The following is a 14,646-nucleotide window of genomic DNA, read 5'->3' as shown; positions in this document are numbered from 1 at the left end:
TCATGCGCCCTGCGATGAGGCCGACTCGCCGCAAGTCAACGATGACGCCTGCCGGATGCGTGCACGAGAGGCGTAAGGGTCACTTGCCGAAGAGGTCGCGGAGGCGGCCGGTCTGCTCGCGGCGCTCCGCGGCGCACTGCTCCTCAAGGGTGTTCTCGGCGGCCTCCCACAGCAGCCGCTTGGTCGCCACGGCGGCGCCGGGGTTCACCGCCAGCAGGGACGCCACCAGCTCCTCGATCGCGGCGTCCAGGCCGTCGCGCGGCACGACGATCTCGGCGAGGCCGAGCCGGGCCGCCTCCTCGGCGTGCACGGTCCGGGCCGTCAGGCACAGCTCCAGGGCGCGCCCGATCCCGACGATCTCCACCAGCGGCTTGGTGCCGGTGAGGTCGGGGACGAGCCCGAGCGCGGGCTCCTTCATGCAGAACTTGACGTCGTCGGCGGCGACGCGGATGTCGCAGGCCAGCGCCAGCTGGAACCCGCCGCCGATCGCGTGCCCGTGCACCGCCGCGACGGTGACGATGTCGGGGCGCCGCAGCCAGGTGTACCCCTCCTGCAGCTCGGCGATGAAACGGTCGGTCGCCGCGGCGTCCGAGCCGTCGGCGAAGCCCTCGCCGCCCTCGCCGGAGAACATCGACAGGTCGATGCCCGCCGAGAACGAGGGGCCGGCGCCGCGCAGCACGACCACCCGCACGCCCGCGGGCAGGGACCGGCCGATCTCGGCCAGCCCGCGCCAGGTGGCGAACGTCATGGCGTTGCGCCGCTCCGGCCGGTTCAGCGTGACGGTCGCGACCGCACCATCGACCTCCCACCGCAGCCCGGCCTCGGCCAGCTCCCCGCCGGCCGTCGCGGTGGCCGTCTCCGGCCCCGCCCCGGCGTTCGCGTCCGCCATCGACGTCTCCCCTCCCGATGAGCGCGGCGGGCCCGCCCCGCCGTCCACGGGGCGGAACCCGTCCTGCCCGCCGCCGCGACCGAACCCTACTCGGTGGGCCGCGGCGGCGGATCAGGCGGTGCGCTCATCCGGGGGCAGTCGTCCGTCCGGGACCTGCGTCCTTTCGGGACCCGCGTCCGTTCTGGACGTTCGTCCGATCAGGACTTCTTGCCCCGGGTCGCGCCGCCGCGACCGCGCAGGTTGACTCCCGACTCGGTCAGGATCCGGTGGATGAAGCCGTACGAGCGGCCGGTGGCGGCTGCCAGGGCGCGGATGCTCTCGCCGGAGTCGTACCTCTTCTTGAGGTCCGCCGCCAGCTTGTCGCGCTCGGCACCGGTCACGCGGGTGCCCTTCTTGAGGGTCTCGGCCACGAGTACCTCCCGTAGTGATGTGGTGACCGCTGCGTTATCCCCCGCCATGATCAGTCATTCCCGCGCGTTCGGCTACCCACTCGGCCAGAAAAGATCTGCGGAAGGCACCCTGCAGGTCACGCAAGTGCCACCAGATCGGCAAACTCGTCACTCCAGATGTCTTCGACACCATCGGGCAGCAAAATCACTCTTTCCGGCCGCAGCGCGTCCACCGCACCCTCATCGTGGGTCACCAGGACGATGGCCCCGGCGAAGGTGCGCAGCGCCCCGAGGATCTCCTCACGGCTGGCCGGGTCGAGGTTGTTGGTGGGCTCGTCGAGCAGCAGGACGTTGGCGCTGGAGACCACCAGCATCGCCAGTGCCAGCCGGGTCTTCTCGCCGCCCGACAGCACGCCCGCGGGCTTGTCGACGTCGTCGCCGGAGAACAGGAACGAGCCCAGGATCTTGCGGACCTCGACCGGCGCGAGGCCCGGCGCGGCCGTCTGCATGTTCTCCAGCACCGACCGCTTCACGTCGAGCGTCTCGTGCTCCTGCGCGTAGTAGCCGATCCGCAGGCCGTGACCGGCCACGACCGCGCCGGTGTCGGCCTTGTCGACCCCCGCCAGCATGCGCAGGAGGGTGGTCTTTCCCGCGCCGTTCAGGCCCAGCACGACGACCCGGCTGCCCCGGTCGATGGCCAGATCCACGTCGGTGAAAATCTCCAAAGATCCGTACGATTTCGACAAACCTTCGGCGGTAAGGGGGGTTTTGCCACAAGGTGCCGGGTCCGGGAAGCGAATTTTGGCCACCTTGTCGGCCTGCCGCTCCCCCTCGACGCCGGCGAGCAGCTGCCGGGCCCGCCGGTCCATCTGCTGCGCCGCCTTGGCCTTGGTCGCCTTCGCGCGCATCTTGTCGGCCTGCGACAGCAGCGCCGACGCCTGCCGCTGCGCGTTCGCCGTCTCGCGCTTGCGCCGCCGCTCGTCGGTCTCGCGCTGGTCCAGGTACTTCTTCCAGCCGACGTTGTAGATGTCGATCACGCTGCGGTTGGCGTCCAGGTGGAAGACCCGGTTCACCACCACGCCGAGCAGGTCGACGTCGTGGCTGATCACGACCAGGCCGCCCTGGTGCGACTTCAGGAAGTCGCGCAGCCAGACGATCGAGTCGGCGTCCAGGTGGTTGGTCGGCTCGTCCAGCAGCAGCGTGTCGGCGCCGGAGAACAGGATGCGGGCCAGCTCCACGCGGCGCCGCTGCCCGCCCGACAGGGTGCCGAGCGGCTGCCCCAGCACCCGGTCGGGCAGCCCGAGGCTGGAGGCGATCGAGGCGGCCTCGGCCTCGGCGGAGTACCCGCCGAGCACGTGCAGCCGCTCCTCCAGCCGCCCGTACCGGCGGACGGCCTTGTCGCGCTCCTCGCCGGTCGCGGTGGCCATCGCCTCCTCGGCGGCGCGCAGCTTGCGGACGACCTCGTCCAGCCCGCGCGCCGACAGGATGCGGTCGCGGGCCAGCTCCTCGAGATCGACGCCGCGGGGGTCCTGCGGGAGGTAGCCGATGGTGCCCGACGACGTGACGCCGCCCTGCGCGGGGATCGACTCCCCGGCCAGCACCTTGGTGAGGGTGGTCTTGCCGGCGCCGTTGCGGCCGACGAGGCCCACCCGGTCGCCGGGGTTGACCCGGAACGAGGCGGACTCGATCAGCAGCCGGGACCCGGCGCGCAGTTCGATGTCTTTCGCGATGATCACAGTGACAGGGCTCCCCTGACGGACGGCTCGATGGACAGGCGCACGAAACAGCGCGCCGCGCGGTCCATCCGACCGGGGCGCGCTGGGCGGCCTGTCAGCTCGGGAGCGAAACCATCATCACAGTGTACGTGACACGCGGCCCGTTCCCGGCCATGCCGATCCCGTCCGGGCCGATGTGTGAACGCCGCGCCGCGGGCCAGGATGGGAGTACGGCGAGCGGCGCAGGACGCCGGGGCCGGACGGCTCCGGCACGAAGGAGTGTGAGTCGGATGACCCAGGTCACGGGCAACCTGCCCGACGGGACGCCGAACTGGCTCGACATCGGCGTCCCCGACATCGACCGGGCGAGGACGTTCTACGGGGCGCTCTTCGGCTGGGGGTTCGAGGACGCGGGGCCGGAGGCGGGCCACTACAACATGTGCAAGCTGCGCGACGTGCCGGTCGCCGGGATGATGCAGAACCCCGAGGAGGCGCCGGACGAGTACTGGTGGACGGTCTACTTCGCCGCGGACGACTGCGACGGGCTCGCCAAGCGCGCCGCCGACGCGGGCGGCTCGATCGTCATGCCGCCCATGGACGTGATGACCGTCGGCCGCATGGCGATCGTGAAGGACCCGCAGGGCGGCCAGTTCGGGCTGTGGCAGGGGCAGGACCACCCCGGTTCGGGGATCGTGAACGAGCCGGGCTCGTTCGTCTGGAACGAGCTCGTCACGCCCGATTCCACCGCGGCGGGCGACTTCTACCAGGCGGTCTTCGGGTACGAGCTCGAGCCGATGCAGGGCGACATGGACTACACCGTGCTGCGCCGCGCCTCCGACGGCCGCTACATCGGCGGCATCCTCGGCGGGGCCGAGCTGGTGCTCGGCAACGGCCGGGCGGCCGTGCCCACGTGGACGACCTACTTCGCGGTCGAGGACGCCGACGAGGCGGTCCGGACGGTCACCTCGAGCGGCGGGGTGGTCGACTCGGGGCCGGCCGACAGCCCGTACGGCCGGTCCGCGGCGGTGCGGGACCCGTTCGGCGTCCCGTTCCACGTGATGAAGCCCGCGCCCGGCCAGGGATGACCCGCGCGGGGGCCCGGGCCGCCCCGGGCCCCCGCGCCGGCCCCGCCGCTCCGGTCAGCCCTGCCGCTCCGGTCAGCCCTGCCGTTCGGGTCAGCCCTGCCGTTCCGAGGACAGCCGCCGGCTGATCGTCTGCTGCAGCCGCTGCAGGCCCGACGTGCCGACCATGCCGATCTGGCCCTCGAGGTCGCGCAGCAGCACGTCCTCGTTCATCACGGCCTCCGACGACTGCATCAGCACGGTGCCCTGCCCGGTGAAGTCGAACTGGTGCTCCTCCCCCGACGACCCGCCGATCCCGAAGACCATCCGGGCGGCGCCGAACGCGCCGCGCATGTAGGAGTGGTCGTAGTGGTGGCAGGGCGAGGGGCAGTCCGCCCAGCCGAGCAGCGCCTGCGGGTCGACCCGGATCGGCGGCTCGACGAAGTGCACCGCCCCGTTGGAGGCGGCCACGAACCGGCCCGTCCCGATCAGCGTCAGGAACCCGGGGATGATCGACTGCTTGAGCTCCAGGCCCGGCTCGAACGCCAGCAGGTTCCCGGCCCGGACGGTGAGGTTGCCGTCGTCGAGGTCGAAGGAGTTCACGTCGAACCCCCGGTCGGCGAGGAGGAGCTTGCCGCGCCCCTGCGCGACGATCCAGTCCTGGGCGTACAGCGGCGAGTTGAAGGTGCGCGCGACGAGCGCGTCCAGCGGCCCGGACGACAGCGCCTCGAACCTGACCTGCCCGTAGTAGGCGATCATCTTGCCCTTCTGCGCGAACCACTGCCCGTCGAGGTCCACGCTGAAGGCATAGGGGTTGACGTTGTCGTTGGCCGGGAGGGTGGCCGCGTTCCAGGTCCGCGTGCCGAAGCTGCTCACGGTCAGATCTTCCTCTCGCTGGCCTGGACGTAGACGACGCCGGAGCCGCTCAGCTCGAGCTGGAAGCCCTCGCCGGAGCCGCGCCCGATGAGCTCGCGCAGGCCCACCGCCGTGGTGAGCCTGTTCTGCACCTGGCCGCGGTGGGCCACGTACGCCTGGGGGTCGACGTGGACGGGGTGCTGCGGGCCGATCGGCAGTTCCATGACGCCGCCGTGCGACAGCAGGCCGCACGAGCCCTTCCCGGTGAGGGTGGTGGTGAACAGGCCCTGCCCGGTGACCGCGCCGCGCACGATCCCGCGCACGCCGCCCTGCTCGCCCATGAACATGGTCCCGACCTGCAGGGACGCGTCGTGGACGAGGAGCCGGTCGGCCTCCACGAACAGTGTGTCGCCGCCGCTCAGGTCGACGACGGACACGTGCAGCCCGGCGTGCCCGAACATGACCTCGCCCTGCCCGGTGACGTGCATCATCGCGCTGCGCTCGCCCGCGACGGCGCGTCCGATGGCGCCGCCGATGCTCTGCCCGGCCGTGGTGGACGGCGCGAACGCCACCGACCCGGTGTAGGCGAGCATCGCGCCGCGCCTGCTGTAGACCTCCGCCCCGGGCGCGACGGGCACCTGGAGCATCTTGGAGGTGATCTTCTGATATCCCGGCATCAGATCTCCAGAATTCCGCCGCGCTCGGCCGGCTGGACGTAGACCAGGCCGTGCCCCTGGTAGCGGAACTGGACGCTCTCGCCCGAGCCCTGGCCGATGACGGTGCGCCAGTTGACGTCGGTGACGACGTCCTGGCGCAGCTGCCCGTGGTGGCCGACGTAGGCGTGCGGGTCGACCGACAGCGGCGTCTCCGGCGTCACCTCCAGCGCGATCGCCGGGCCGTCGGACACGATCGCGACCGTGCCGTGGCCCTCCACCTTGGTCGTGGCGAGGCCCTGGCCGGCGCCCATGCCGCGCAGGCCGATGAACTGCACGCCGGTGCGCAGCCCGCCCTCCAGCGCCAGGAGGCTCTCCGACTCCACGAACAGGGTGTCGCCGGTCAGCTGGACGAGCGTCACCTCCGCGGCCTCGCTCGCCAGGTACACGGTGCCCTCGCCGGTGACCTCCATCAGCGTCATTCCCTCGCCGGCGATCTTGCGCTTGAGCGCGCCGCGCAGCCCCTCTCCCCCGGTCATCCCCTCCCGTTTGAACGCCATCCGCCCCTCGTAGGCGACCATGGCGCCGTTCAGCGCCCTGATCGTCTCGCCGGCGAGATCGACGGCCAGCATCTTCGAGCCGTTCAGTCGAAATTGCGCCACGATGCGAGAAGATACCGGCCGGAACCCCCCGCGGTCCCGGCGTCGGCGCGGACCGGCCGGGGCCGTCCGCGCTCATCGCGGCCGGACCGGCGCGTTGCCGGTCCCGCGCGTGCGCCGATCGGAGAGGATGTGCTCATGTGGATCGCTCCCGAACGCCGCAGCCTCAGCCGGTGGGCCGTACCGGGGCTCGTCCTCGGCGCCGGGCTGGTGGTCGGTGCCGTGCTGGCCGCCGACGGACGCGACGGCACCGCCCTCATCGCGCTCGCCGCCCTCGCCGGGTACGCCGGCTACCTGGCCTTCCGGCGCAACGAGCCCGCGCTGCCGCTCAGCGAGGGCTTCGGCTCCGGCCACCGGGCCCGCACCCACCTGCGGGCCGCCGCGATGACCGGCGACGTGCTGACGGTCGCCGTGATCGGCGGGCTCGTGGTGCAGGCGCTGCGCGGCGGCGACATCACCGCCTACGTCTGGCTGGCCGCCGTCGCCGGGGTCACCTACGCGCTGTCGGCGATGGTCGGCGGCCGCGGCCTGTGACGGCCCGCCCCGGCACCCCGCCGGGGTCAAGATCCACACCGCGACCTGCGCGAATAGTGCGTTAACTTCTCCTGACAAGTGCGGTTCCGGGCGCTTCGGGGCGGCATGATGCCGCTGTGTCTGCCACAGATGTGCTGGTCCCGGCGAGGGCGGTGTTCCACCCGGTCGTCGACCTGAGCACGGGGACCGTCGTCGCCGTGGAGGCGCACGCGGGCCCGGCCGCCGCGTCCGGGCTCCCGCCGCGCGTCGACCCGGTGTCGGAGGACCTGCGGCGCGCCGCCGACGCGGCCCGCGCGGCGGCCGGCCTCCGCACGCCGCTGCCGCTGCAGATCTGCCTGCGCGCCGAGACCCTCGCCTTCGGCGACCCGGTGCTGGCCGAGCTGCACCAGGGCTTCACCGAGGCCGGGCGCCGCCCGCAGGAGGTCATCATCTGCGTCACCGGCGGCTTCCCGCCGGCGCAGCGGGAGCCGGTCACCGCCGCGCTGTCCGGGCTGCGCCGGGCCGGGTACCCGGTCGGGCTCGGCGGCGTCGGCGCCGCGCACGCCCCCCTCGACCTGCTCGCGGACGGCGCGTCCTACCTGCTCAAGCTCGATCCCGCGCTGGCCCGGCGGGCGCCGGCCGAGCCGCGCCGCTCGGCACTGGTCGCGAGCCTGGTCGAGCTGGCGCACCGGCTGGAGACCCACGTGCTGGCGCCCGGTCTGCAGACCGGCGACCAGGTGCTGCACCTGCGCGAACTCGGGGTGCGGCTGGTCCAGGGACCGGCGCTGGCGCCGCCGGAGTGGCGGCCCGGGATGCCGGTCACCGTCCCCGTCGCGGCGCACGGCGCCCCGGGCCCCCGCGAGCGCCTCGACCTCGGCCCCCGCGTGTCGGAGTTCACGCTCCCCGGCGCCACGATGCCGCACACCGCGACCGCCGACGAGGTGCTGGACGCGCTGAACGCCGAGACCGGGCTCACCAGCATCGTCCTGGTCGACGAGCGGCAGCGGCCGCGCGCCACCGTGGACCGGACCCGCTTCCTGCTGCGGCTGTCGGGCGCCTACGGGCACGCGCTGCACGCCCACCGGCCCGCCGCCCGGCTGGCCGACCAGCCCCGCCCGGTCCCCCGCACGGTGCCGGCCGTGGCGGCGCTGCGCGCCGCGGGCCGGGAGGAGGACCGCGTGTACGACGACCTGGTCGTGGTCGACGAGCTGGGCCGCTACCTGGGGATCGTCCGCGTCGCCGACCTGATCCGCGGCCTGGCGCCCTGACCCCGGACGCTCTGACCCCGGGCGCCGCCGCGCGGCGGCCTCAGCCCGCGCTCAGACCGCCGCTGCCCGGCCCGGGCGCGTCCGGCGCCGCACCGTCCCCGGACGGGCCCGGGAGGCCCGCGGCGGCCAGCTCCTGCGCGAGGATGGCGGCCTGGACCCGGCTGCGCAGTCCCAGCTTCGCCAGGATGCGGCTGACGTGCGTCTTCGTGGTCGTCTCCGCCATCGACAGGCGCACCGCGATCTCCCCGTTCGACAGCCCCTCGCCGAGGCAGCCGAGCACCTCCCGCTCCCGCGGCGTCAGCTCCGCCACCGCGGCCGGGTCCGGCGGCACCGGCTCCGGCCGGGCCGCGAACGCGCCGATCAGCCGGCGGGTCACCTGCGGCGCGATGATCCCGTTCCCGGCCGCCACCGTCCGGACCGCCTCCACCAGCCGGTCGGCGTCCACGTCCTTCAGCAGGAACCCGGCGGCGCCCGCCCGCAGCGCCCCGAACACGTACTCGTCCAGGTCGAACGTGGTCAGCACCAGCACGTCCGCGAACGCGGCGATCTGCCGGGTCGCGCTGATCCCGTCCAGCCGCGGCATCCGCACGTCCATCAGCACCACGTCCGGGCGCAGCTCCCGGGCCAGCTCGACGGCCCGCTCCCCGTCGGCCGCCTCGCCGACCACCCGCACGTCCGGCGCCGCGCCGAGGATCAGCACCAGCCCGGCGCGCACCGCCGCCTGGTCGTCGGCCACCAGCACCTCGATCACAGGGCCGCCTCCCCGTCGCGGGCGGGCTCGCCGTCCAGCGGCAGCTCCGCATGGACCAGCCAGCGGCCGCCCTCCGGGCCGGCGGAGAACTCCCCGCCGAGGATCGCCGCCCGCTCCCGCATCCCGACCAGCCCGCTGCCCGACCCCGGCAGGCCCGCGCCGTCCCCGAGCGGGCTGAGCACGTCGATCACCACCCGTCCGCGCGCGTACCCGACCGACACCTCGGCGCGCCCCGGCCCGGCGTGCTTGAGCGCATTGGTCAGCGACTCCTGGACGATCCGGTAGGCGGCCAGCTCGACCGGCGCCGGCAGCTCCGGCAGCCCGCCGGCGGGCCGCAGCCGCGCCGTCAGGTCGGGGCGGGCGGTCCGCTCGACGAGCCGGCCGAGGTCGGCCAGCCGCGGCGCCTGCGCCGGGTCGGCGCCCTCGGCCCCGCCGTCGCGCAGCAGCCCGATCATCCGCCGCATCTCCGCCAGCCCCTGCACGCTGTTCTCCCGGATCACCGTCATCGCCCGGTCCAGGCCCTCCCGGTCCAGGTCCCGGACCTTCAGCACGGCCGAGGAGTGCAGCGCGACGGCGCTCAGATGGTTGGCGATCACGTCGTGCAGCTCGCGCGCCATCCGGGCGCGCTCGGCGCCGACGGCGGCGCGGCGGTCCATCTCGGCGAGCCGCGCCACCTGCCGGGCGCGCTGCCGCTCGGCCTCGGCCCGGGACCGGTGCTCCCGCACGAGCATCGCGGTCAGCACCGGCGTCACCCACACCGTGCCGGCGAGCGCGCCCGCGACCACGCCCACCGCCAGGTCGCGGGCCAGCACGCCGGCCACGGCCAGGACCGCGACGGTCGTGGTGAGGGTCGCGCCGAGCAGCCACTCCGCCGTCCGCTTGGGCCGCCCGTACAGGCTCGCCGCGTACAGCGCGTCCCCGTAGATCATCGCGGTGGCGATCGACGGGCCGAACGCCACGTCGAGGAGGTTGAACGGGGTGGAGACCGCCAGCGCGGTGCGCGGCGCCGTGCGGCGCAGCAGCATCGCCCCGCACAGCCCGGCGAGGGGCAGCAGCCGGAGCCCGCCGGGCCGCCAGTGGTCGCTCCAGGTGCTGTACCCGTGCGCCGCGAGCAGCACCAGCCCGGCCGCCATCGCCGCGGCGGCGATGAGCGCGTCCTGGGGCGTGGTGAGCCGGCGGAGTCGGGAAGGCACGGTCCCATCTCAGCATCCCGCCGCGACCGCCGCGTCCGTCTCGCTGAGGGCGGCGCGTACATCCTTCGTAGGACCCGGAGAACCTCATCGGCGACGACGCCTCGCCCTCCGGCGTCCGCGACCATCGAAATGAGGGCAACCTGAGGGGGGAACGCAGCGTGCGGACAGTCGGAGTCATCGTCGCCGCGGTCGGCTTCCTGTCGGTCGCGTACCACTACACGGGCGGCGGGAACATAGAGCTGATGGAGTGGTCGGAGGGGCACCAGCCGCTCGCGGGCATGGGGATCGGGGTCACCGGGCTGCTCGTCGCCGGGGCGGGCGCGGTCTTCTCCCGGGGGCGGTGACGCCGTGCTCGTCGTCGTCATCGCCGCCTGCGAGGTCGGCTTCTGGGTCGTCCTCGCGGCGGGCCTGGTCGCCCGCTACCCGCTGCGGATGCGCAGGACAGGCGCGGTGCTGCTGCTGGGCGTGCCGGTCGTCGACCTGGTGCTCCTCGTCACCACGGTCGTCGATCTGCGCGGCGGCGCGACCGCCGGGTTCGCCCACGGGCTCGCCGCGGCCTACCTCGGCTACTCGATCGCGTTCGGGCACAGCATGGTCCGCTGGGCCGACGAGCGGTTCGCGCACCGCTTCGCCGGAGGGCCGCCGCCCCGGGGCAAGCCTCGGTACGGCTGGGCGCGCGCCCGCTACGAGTGGGTGGAGTTCGGCAAGGCCGCGCTCGCCACGGCGATCGGCTGCGGCCTGCTGCTGATGATGATCGCGCTGGTCGGCGACCACGACCGCACTGTCGCCCTGACCGGCTGGACGGCCCGGCTCGGGCTCGTCCTCGCGGTCTGGTCGCTGTGGCCGATCACCCACACGCTCTGGCCGTCCAGGCCGAAGAAGGGCGCGGCTAGCCCTCCGCCCGCAGAGCGCGCGCGGCCAAGGTGACGATCGGCAGATCGAACTCGCCCTCGGCGGTCTCCGGCGTCCCGCGCAGGAACCCGACGATGCGCTCGGTCACCGCCGCCCGCTCGGCCTCGTCGAGCACGAGCATGTGCGAGTGCGTCCCGATCGTCGCCGCCATCGACTCGGCCGTGCGGCGCTGCGCGTGCGGGAACTCCGCCCGCTCGAACACCGGGAACCACCGGGTCCCGGGCAGGTCCTTCGGCTGCCAGCGCCGGAACGACACGGTGCTGCGGGAGACCCGCTTCAGCTTCGCGACCCACGGGACCCGGTCGTCGTCGGTGTTCCACAGGCCCGCGAGCACCCCGCCCGCGGCCAGCACCCGGTGGATCTCCGGCAGCGCCCGGTCCAGGTCGAACCAGTGCATCGCCTGCCCGACCAGCACCGCGTCGACCGCCGCGTCCGGCAGCGGGATCGCCTCCGCGCCGCCTTCCAGCGCCCGCACGCCCGGCACCTCGCGGCGCAGCTCGGCCAGCATCGCCGCGTCGGGCTCCACGGCGACGAGCCCGGCGGCGTCGACGCCGTTGCGCAGCAGCACCTGCGTCAGCTTGCCCGTGCCCGCGGCCAGGTCCAGCACCCGCAGCGGACCGCGCCCCGCCACCGGCTCCAGCGCCCACCGCACCGCGGCGCCGGGATAGTCCGGCCGCTCCCGCGCGTACGCCGCCGCGCTCCCGCCGAACGACGCGGCCCGCCGCGCCACCAGCTCCGGATCACTGTCAGGAAAGGCGTCCTTCACATCGCCCCACCCTAGGGCCCCCCGCGTTCCGGACGCGCGAAAGGCCGCGGCCCGGGTGGGGACGCGGCCTCGCGGCGGTGCGGGTCAGACGTTGAAGCCGAGGGCGCGCAGCTGGTCGCGGCCGTCTTCGGTGATCTTGTCCGGGCCCCACGGCGGCAGCCAGACCCAGTTGATCTTGACGTCCTTGACCAGGCCCTCCAGCGCGCTGTGCGCCTGGTCCTCGATCACGTCCGTGAGCGGGCAGGCGGCGCTGGTGAGGGTCATGTCCAGGGTGACGACCTCGTCGGCCAGGTTCACCCCGTACACCAGGCCGAGGTCGACCACGTTGATGCCGAGCTCGGGGTCGACGACGTCCCTCAGCGCCTCGAGGATCTCCTCGTCCGGGACGGTGCCGGCCGCCGCGGCGGTCGCGGGGGTCGCCGGGGTCTCCTCCGGTGCGGTCTCGCTCATGATGCCTCTCCGAGTGCGCGGGCGGTCGCGTCCTTCCACGCCATCCAGGCGAGCAGGGCGCACTTGATCCTGGCGGGGTACTTCGACACCCCGGCGAAGGCGACGGCGTCCTCGAGGACGTCCTCGTCCGGCTCGGTGTCCTGGCCGCGCGACTGCATCAGCGCCAGGAACTCCTCGCCGACCGCCATCGCCTCCTTCACCGACTTGCCGATGATGAGGTCGGACATCACCGACGCGCTGGCCTGGCTGATCGAGCAGCCCATGGCGTCGTAGGAGACGTCCGCCACGGTGGCGTCCTGGCCGTCGCCCTCCAGATGGACGCGGAGGGTGACCTCGTCGCCGCAGGTCGGGTTGACGTGGTGCGCCTCGCCCTCGTACGGCTCCCGCAGCCCCTTGTGATGGGGGTTGCGGTAATGGTCCAGGATGACCTCCTGGTACATCGCCTCCAGCTGCATGGCGTCCTTTCCAAGCCTTTCTCGCTACAACCGGGCCGCGGCGCCGGCTGTTCCTGCGGCCGTCACGACACGGTGCCGAAGAACTTCTGCGCGTGCCGCACCCCGTCGGCGAGCGCGTCCACGTCCGCCGGGGTGTTGTAGAGGTAGAACGTCGCCCGGGTGGTCGCCGGGATGGCGAAGCGGCGGCAGATCGGCCACGCGCAGTGGTGCCCGACCCGCACCTCGACGCCGAGGTCGTCCAGGACCTGCCCGACGTCGTGGGGGTGGATGTCCTCGACGGTGAACGACACCGCGCCGCCGCGCGCCTCGGTGGTGCCCGGGCCGATGATCCGGACGCCGGGGATCTCGCCGAGCAGCTCCAGCGAGCGGGCGACCAGCGCCTCCTCGTGGGCGTGCACGCGGTCCATGCCGATCTCGGCGAGGTAGTCGCAGGCCTCGCCGAGCCCGATGGCCTGCGCGGTCATCGGGACGCCGGCCTCGAACCGCTGCGGCGGCGGCATGAACGTGGTCGCCTCCATGCGGACGACCTCGATCATGGATCCGCCGGTGATGAACGGCGGCATCGCCTCGAGCAGCTCCGTCCGGCCCCACAGCACGCCGATGCCGGTCGGGCCGCACATCTTGTGCCCGGAGAAGGCCAGGAAGTCGGCGCCGAGCTCGGCGACGTCGACCGGCTGGTGCGGGACCGACTGCGCGCCGTCCAGCAGGACGAGCGCGCCGACGGCGTGCGCCCGGTCGGCGATCTTCTTGATCGGCGGGACCGTTCCGAGGACGTTCGACTGGTGCGTCAGCGCGACGATCTTGGTGCGCTCGTTGACCAGCCCGTCGAGGTCCTCCAGGTCGAGGCGGCCCTCGTCGGTGATGCCGAACCAGCGCAGCGTCGCGCCCGTGCGCTGGCAGAGCTGCTGCCACGGGACGAGGTTGGCGTGGTGCTCCATCTCCGAGACGACGATCTCGTCACCGGGGCCGACCTTGAACCGCTCGGCCTCGGGGCCGGCGGTCGCGGCGTTGCTCATCGCGTACGCCACGAGGTTGATGGCCTCGGTGGCGTTCTTGGTGAACACGATCTCGCCGGGCGTCGCGCCGATGAACCGGGCGATCGACGCGCGGGCGTTCTCGTACGCCTCGGTCGCCTCCTCGGCGAGCAGGTGCGCGCCGCGGTGCGGGGCCGCGTTGTGCCGCTCGTAGAACTCGCGCTCGGCGTCCAGCACCCGCGTCGGCTTCTGCGACGTCGCGCCCGAGTCGAGGTACACCAGCGGGCGCCCGCCGCGGACGGTGCGCTGCAGCAGCGGGAAGTCCTTCTTCAGCTCCTCGGGAAGCAGCGCCCCCTCGGACAGAAGCGTCATGCCGTCGCCTCCGCCTTCACGTACTTCTCGTAGCCCTCGTTCTCGAGCTGGTCGGCCAGCTCCGGGCCGCCCTCGGCGACGACGCGGCCGGCGGCGAACACGTGCACGAAGTCCGGCTTCACGTACCGCAGGATCCGCGTGTAGTGCGTGATCAGCAGGACGCCGGTCTCGCCCGCGGCGGAGAACCGGTTGACGCCCTCGGAGACGACCTTCAGCGCGTCCACGTCCAGGCCGGAGTCGGTCTCGTCCAGCACGGCGACCTTCGGCTTGAGCATCTCCAGCTGGAGGATCTCGTGCCGCTTCTTCTCGCCGCCGGAGAAGCCCTCGTTCAGGCTGCGCTGCGCGAACGCCGGGTCGATGGACAGCTCGTCCATCGCCTGCTTCATCTCCTTGGAGAACTCGCGCAGCTTCGGCGCCTGCCCGCGCACCGCGGTGACCGCCGAGCGCAGGAAGTTCGACACCGAGACGCCCGGCACCTCGACCGGGTACTGCATCGCCAGGAACAGCCCGGCGCGGGCGCGCTCGTCGACCGTCATCGCGAGCACGTCCTCGCCGTCCAGCGTCACGGTGCCGGACGTCACCGCGTACTTGGGGTGACCGGCGATCGCGTAGGCGAGGGTGGACTTGCCGGAGCCGTTCGGCCCCATCAGCGCGTGGGTCTCGCCGGCCTTGACGGTCAGGTCGACCCCGCGCAGGATCTCCTTCGTCCCGTCGGAGCCGTCGGAGACGGAGACGTGGAGGTCGCGGATCTCAAGCGTGGCCATGATGGTT

18 protein-coding genes are annotated in these 14,646 nt (G+C 73.4%); 5 read left to right on the top strand and 13 right to left on the bottom strand.

Annotated elements, in window-relative coordinates; all coding sequences use genetic code 11:
* Positions 1–79: 79 nt before the first annotated feature.
* From J4709_RS33880 to J4709_RS33870, 3 genes are all read right to left on the bottom strand, one after another.
* Entirely contained in the window at positions 80–889 is an 810-nt protein-coding gene (locus J4709_RS33880) for an enoyl-CoA hydratase/isomerase family protein (RefSeq protein ID WP_208246951.1), read from the bottom strand.
* A 197-nt stretch (positions 890–1,086) separates the two neighbouring features.
* Complete coding sequence (locus tag J4709_RS33875) at positions 1,087–1,299, bottom strand: helix-turn-helix domain-containing protein (protein WP_021596738.1); 213 nt, start codon at positions 1,297–1,299, stop codon at positions 1,087–1,089.
* Between the two features lie 116 nt (positions 1,300–1,415).
* Positions 1,416–3,014: an ABC-F family ATP-binding cassette domain-containing protein gene (locus tag J4709_RS33870; RefSeq protein WP_208246949.1), complete on the bottom strand. Its 1,599-nt coding sequence runs from the start codon at positions 3,012–3,014 to the stop codon at positions 1,416–1,418.
* A gap of 269 nt (positions 3,015–3,283) precedes the next feature.
* Here J4709_RS33870 and J4709_RS33865 point away from each other — a divergent pair, with 269 nt between their 5' ends.
* Positions 3,284–4,078 carry a VOC family protein gene (locus tag J4709_RS33865; protein ID WP_208246947.1) on the top strand — a complete coding sequence of 265 codons (795 nt, stop codon included), beginning with the start codon at positions 3,284–3,286 and terminating at the stop codon, positions 4,076–4,078.
* 90 nt (positions 4,079–4,168) lie between these two features.
* Here J4709_RS33865 and J4709_RS33860 read toward each other — a convergent pair whose 3' ends face one another.
* Genes J4709_RS33860 through J4709_RS33850 form a run of 3 tightly spaced genes read right to left on the bottom strand, consistent with a single transcriptional unit; the run spans position 4,169 to position 6,224 of the window.
* Positions 4,169–4,930: an AIM24 family protein gene (locus tag J4709_RS33860; protein WP_208246945.1), complete on the bottom strand. Its 762-nt coding sequence runs from the start codon at positions 4,928–4,930 to the stop codon at positions 4,169–4,171.
* Positions 4,931–4,932: 2 nt separating this feature from the next.
* The gene (locus tag J4709_RS33855; protein WP_208246943.1) at positions 4,933–5,586 is read right to left on the bottom strand and encodes an AIM24 family protein; all 654 of its coding nucleotides are present in this window, start codon (positions 5,584–5,586) and stop codon (positions 4,933–4,935) included.
* Positions 5,586–6,224 (bottom strand): AIM24 family protein, encoded by a 639-nt coding sequence (locus J4709_RS33850; protein ID WP_307801773.1) that lies wholly within the window; start codon positions 6,222–6,224, stop codon positions 5,586–5,588. Before J4709_RS33850 ends, J4709_RS33855 begins: the two co-directional genes overlap by 1 nt.
* Before the next feature lie 135 nt (positions 6,225–6,359).
* Here J4709_RS33850 and J4709_RS33845 point away from each other — a divergent pair, with 135 nt between their 5' ends.
* Both J4709_RS33845 and J4709_RS33840 read left to right on the top strand, forming a co-directional pair.
* The gene (locus tag J4709_RS33845; RefSeq protein WP_173093545.1) at positions 6,360–6,755 is read left to right on the top strand and encodes an ABC transporter permease; all 396 of its coding nucleotides are present in this window, start codon (positions 6,360–6,362) and stop codon (positions 6,753–6,755) included.
* A 116-nt stretch (positions 6,756–6,871) separates the two neighbouring features.
* Positions 6,872–8,002: an EAL domain-containing protein gene (locus J4709_RS33840; protein WP_307801772.1), complete on the top strand. Its 1,131-nt coding sequence runs from the start codon at positions 6,872–6,874 to the stop codon at positions 8,000–8,002.
* A 40-nt stretch (positions 8,003–8,042) separates the two neighbouring features.
* Here the strand turns inward: J4709_RS33840 and J4709_RS33835 are convergent, their stop codons facing one another.
* Together J4709_RS33835 and J4709_RS33830 are read right to left on the bottom strand one after the other, a co-directional pair.
* Complete coding sequence (locus J4709_RS33835; RefSeq protein ID WP_208246941.1) at positions 8,043–8,753, bottom strand: response regulator; 711 nt, start codon at positions 8,751–8,753, stop codon at positions 8,043–8,045.
* Positions 8,750–9,946, bottom strand: coding sequence for a sensor histidine kinase (locus J4709_RS33830; protein WP_307801771.1), 1,197 nt, complete (start codon positions 9,944–9,946; stop codon positions 8,750–8,752). Before J4709_RS33830 ends, J4709_RS33835 begins: the two co-directional genes overlap by 4 nt.
* Before the next feature lie 158 nt (positions 9,947–10,104).
* Here J4709_RS33830 and J4709_RS33825 point away from each other — a divergent pair, with 158 nt between their 5' ends.
* Both J4709_RS33825 and J4709_RS33820 read left to right on the top strand, forming a co-directional pair.
* A complete protein-coding gene (locus tag J4709_RS33825; RefSeq protein WP_208246939.1) occupies positions 10,105–10,290 on the top strand; it encodes a hypothetical protein in 186 nt (61 codons plus the stop codon).
* 4 nt (positions 10,291–10,294) lie between these two features.
* The gene (locus J4709_RS33820; protein ID WP_208246938.1) at positions 10,295–10,873 is read left to right on the top strand and encodes a hypothetical protein; all 579 of its coding nucleotides are present in this window, start codon (positions 10,295–10,297) and stop codon (positions 10,871–10,873) included.
* On the opposite strand, the gene J4709_RS33815 is transcribed toward J4709_RS33820, so the two are convergent.
* The 5 genes from J4709_RS33815 to sufC form a co-directional block, all read right to left on the bottom strand.
* Entirely contained in the window at positions 10,836–11,624 is a 789-nt protein-coding gene (locus J4709_RS33815) for a class I SAM-dependent methyltransferase (RefSeq protein ID WP_208246936.1), read from the bottom strand. The genes J4709_RS33820 and J4709_RS33815 overlap by 38 nt on opposite strands.
* 84 nt (positions 11,625–11,708) lie before the next feature.
* On the bottom strand, positions 11,709–12,074 hold the full coding sequence (locus J4709_RS33810) for a metal-sulfur cluster assembly factor (protein ID WP_208246934.1): 366 nt from the start codon (positions 12,072–12,074) through the stop codon (positions 11,709–11,711).
* Positions 12,071–12,529, bottom strand: a complete 459-nt coding sequence (gene sufU / locus J4709_RS33805) for a Fe-S cluster assembly sulfur transfer protein SufU (RefSeq protein ID WP_208246932.1) — start codon at positions 12,527–12,529, stop codon at positions 12,071–12,073. Before sufU ends, J4709_RS33810 begins: the two co-directional genes overlap by 4 nt.
* A 62-nt stretch (positions 12,530–12,591) precedes the next feature.
* A complete protein-coding gene (locus tag J4709_RS33800) occupies positions 12,592–13,875 on the bottom strand; it encodes a cysteine desulfurase (protein ID WP_208246930.1) in 1,284 nt (427 codons plus the stop codon).
* Positions 13,872–14,639, bottom strand: coding sequence for a Fe-S cluster assembly ATPase SufC (gene sufC, locus J4709_RS33795; protein WP_208246927.1), 768 nt, complete (start codon positions 14,637–14,639; stop codon positions 13,872–13,874). The genes J4709_RS33800 and sufC overlap by 4 nt, the downstream gene beginning before the upstream one ends.
* Positions 14,640–14,646 lie beyond the last annotated feature (7 nt).

The organism is Actinomadura violacea (assembly GCF_017573465.1).
In the GTDB taxonomy this organism is placed as follows: Bacteria; Actinomycetota; Actinomycetes; order Streptosporangiales; family Streptosporangiaceae; genus Spirillospora; species Spirillospora violacea.
The sequence above is the reverse complement of the archived record's forward strand: the minus strand, read 5'-3'. Positions and strand labels throughout refer to the sequence as shown.

Coding starts and splice junctions, on each gene's coding strand:
- J4709_RS33880 (WP_208246951.1), bottom strand. CDS start 889: ATGGCGGACGCGAACGCCGGGGCGGGGCCGGAGACGGCCACCGCGACG.
- J4709_RS33865 (WP_208246947.1), top strand. CDS start 3,284: ATGACCCAGGTCACGGGCAACCTGCCCGACGGGACGCCGAACTGGCTC.
- J4709_RS33855 (WP_208246943.1), bottom strand. CDS start 5,586: ATGCCGGGATATCAGAAGATCACCTCCAAGATGCTCCAGGTGCCCGTC.
- J4709_RS33845 (WP_173093545.1), top strand. CDS start 6,360: ATGTGGATCGCTCCCGAACGCCGCAGCCTCAGCCGGTGGGCCGTACCG.
- J4709_RS33810 (WP_208246934.1), bottom strand. CDS start 12,074: ATGAGCGAGACCGCACCGGAGGAGACCCCGGCGACCCCCGCGACCGCC.
- sufU (WP_208246932.1), bottom strand. CDS start 12,529: ATGCAGCTGGAGGCGATGTACCAGGAGGTCATCCTGGACCATTACCGC.
- J4709_RS33800 (WP_208246930.1), bottom strand. CDS start 13,875: ATGACGCTTCTGTCCGAGGGGGCGCTGCTTCCCGAGGAGCTGAAGAAG.
- sufC (WP_208246927.1), bottom strand. CDS start 14,639: ATGGCCACGCTTGAGATCCGCGACCTCCACGTCTCCGTCTCCGACGGC.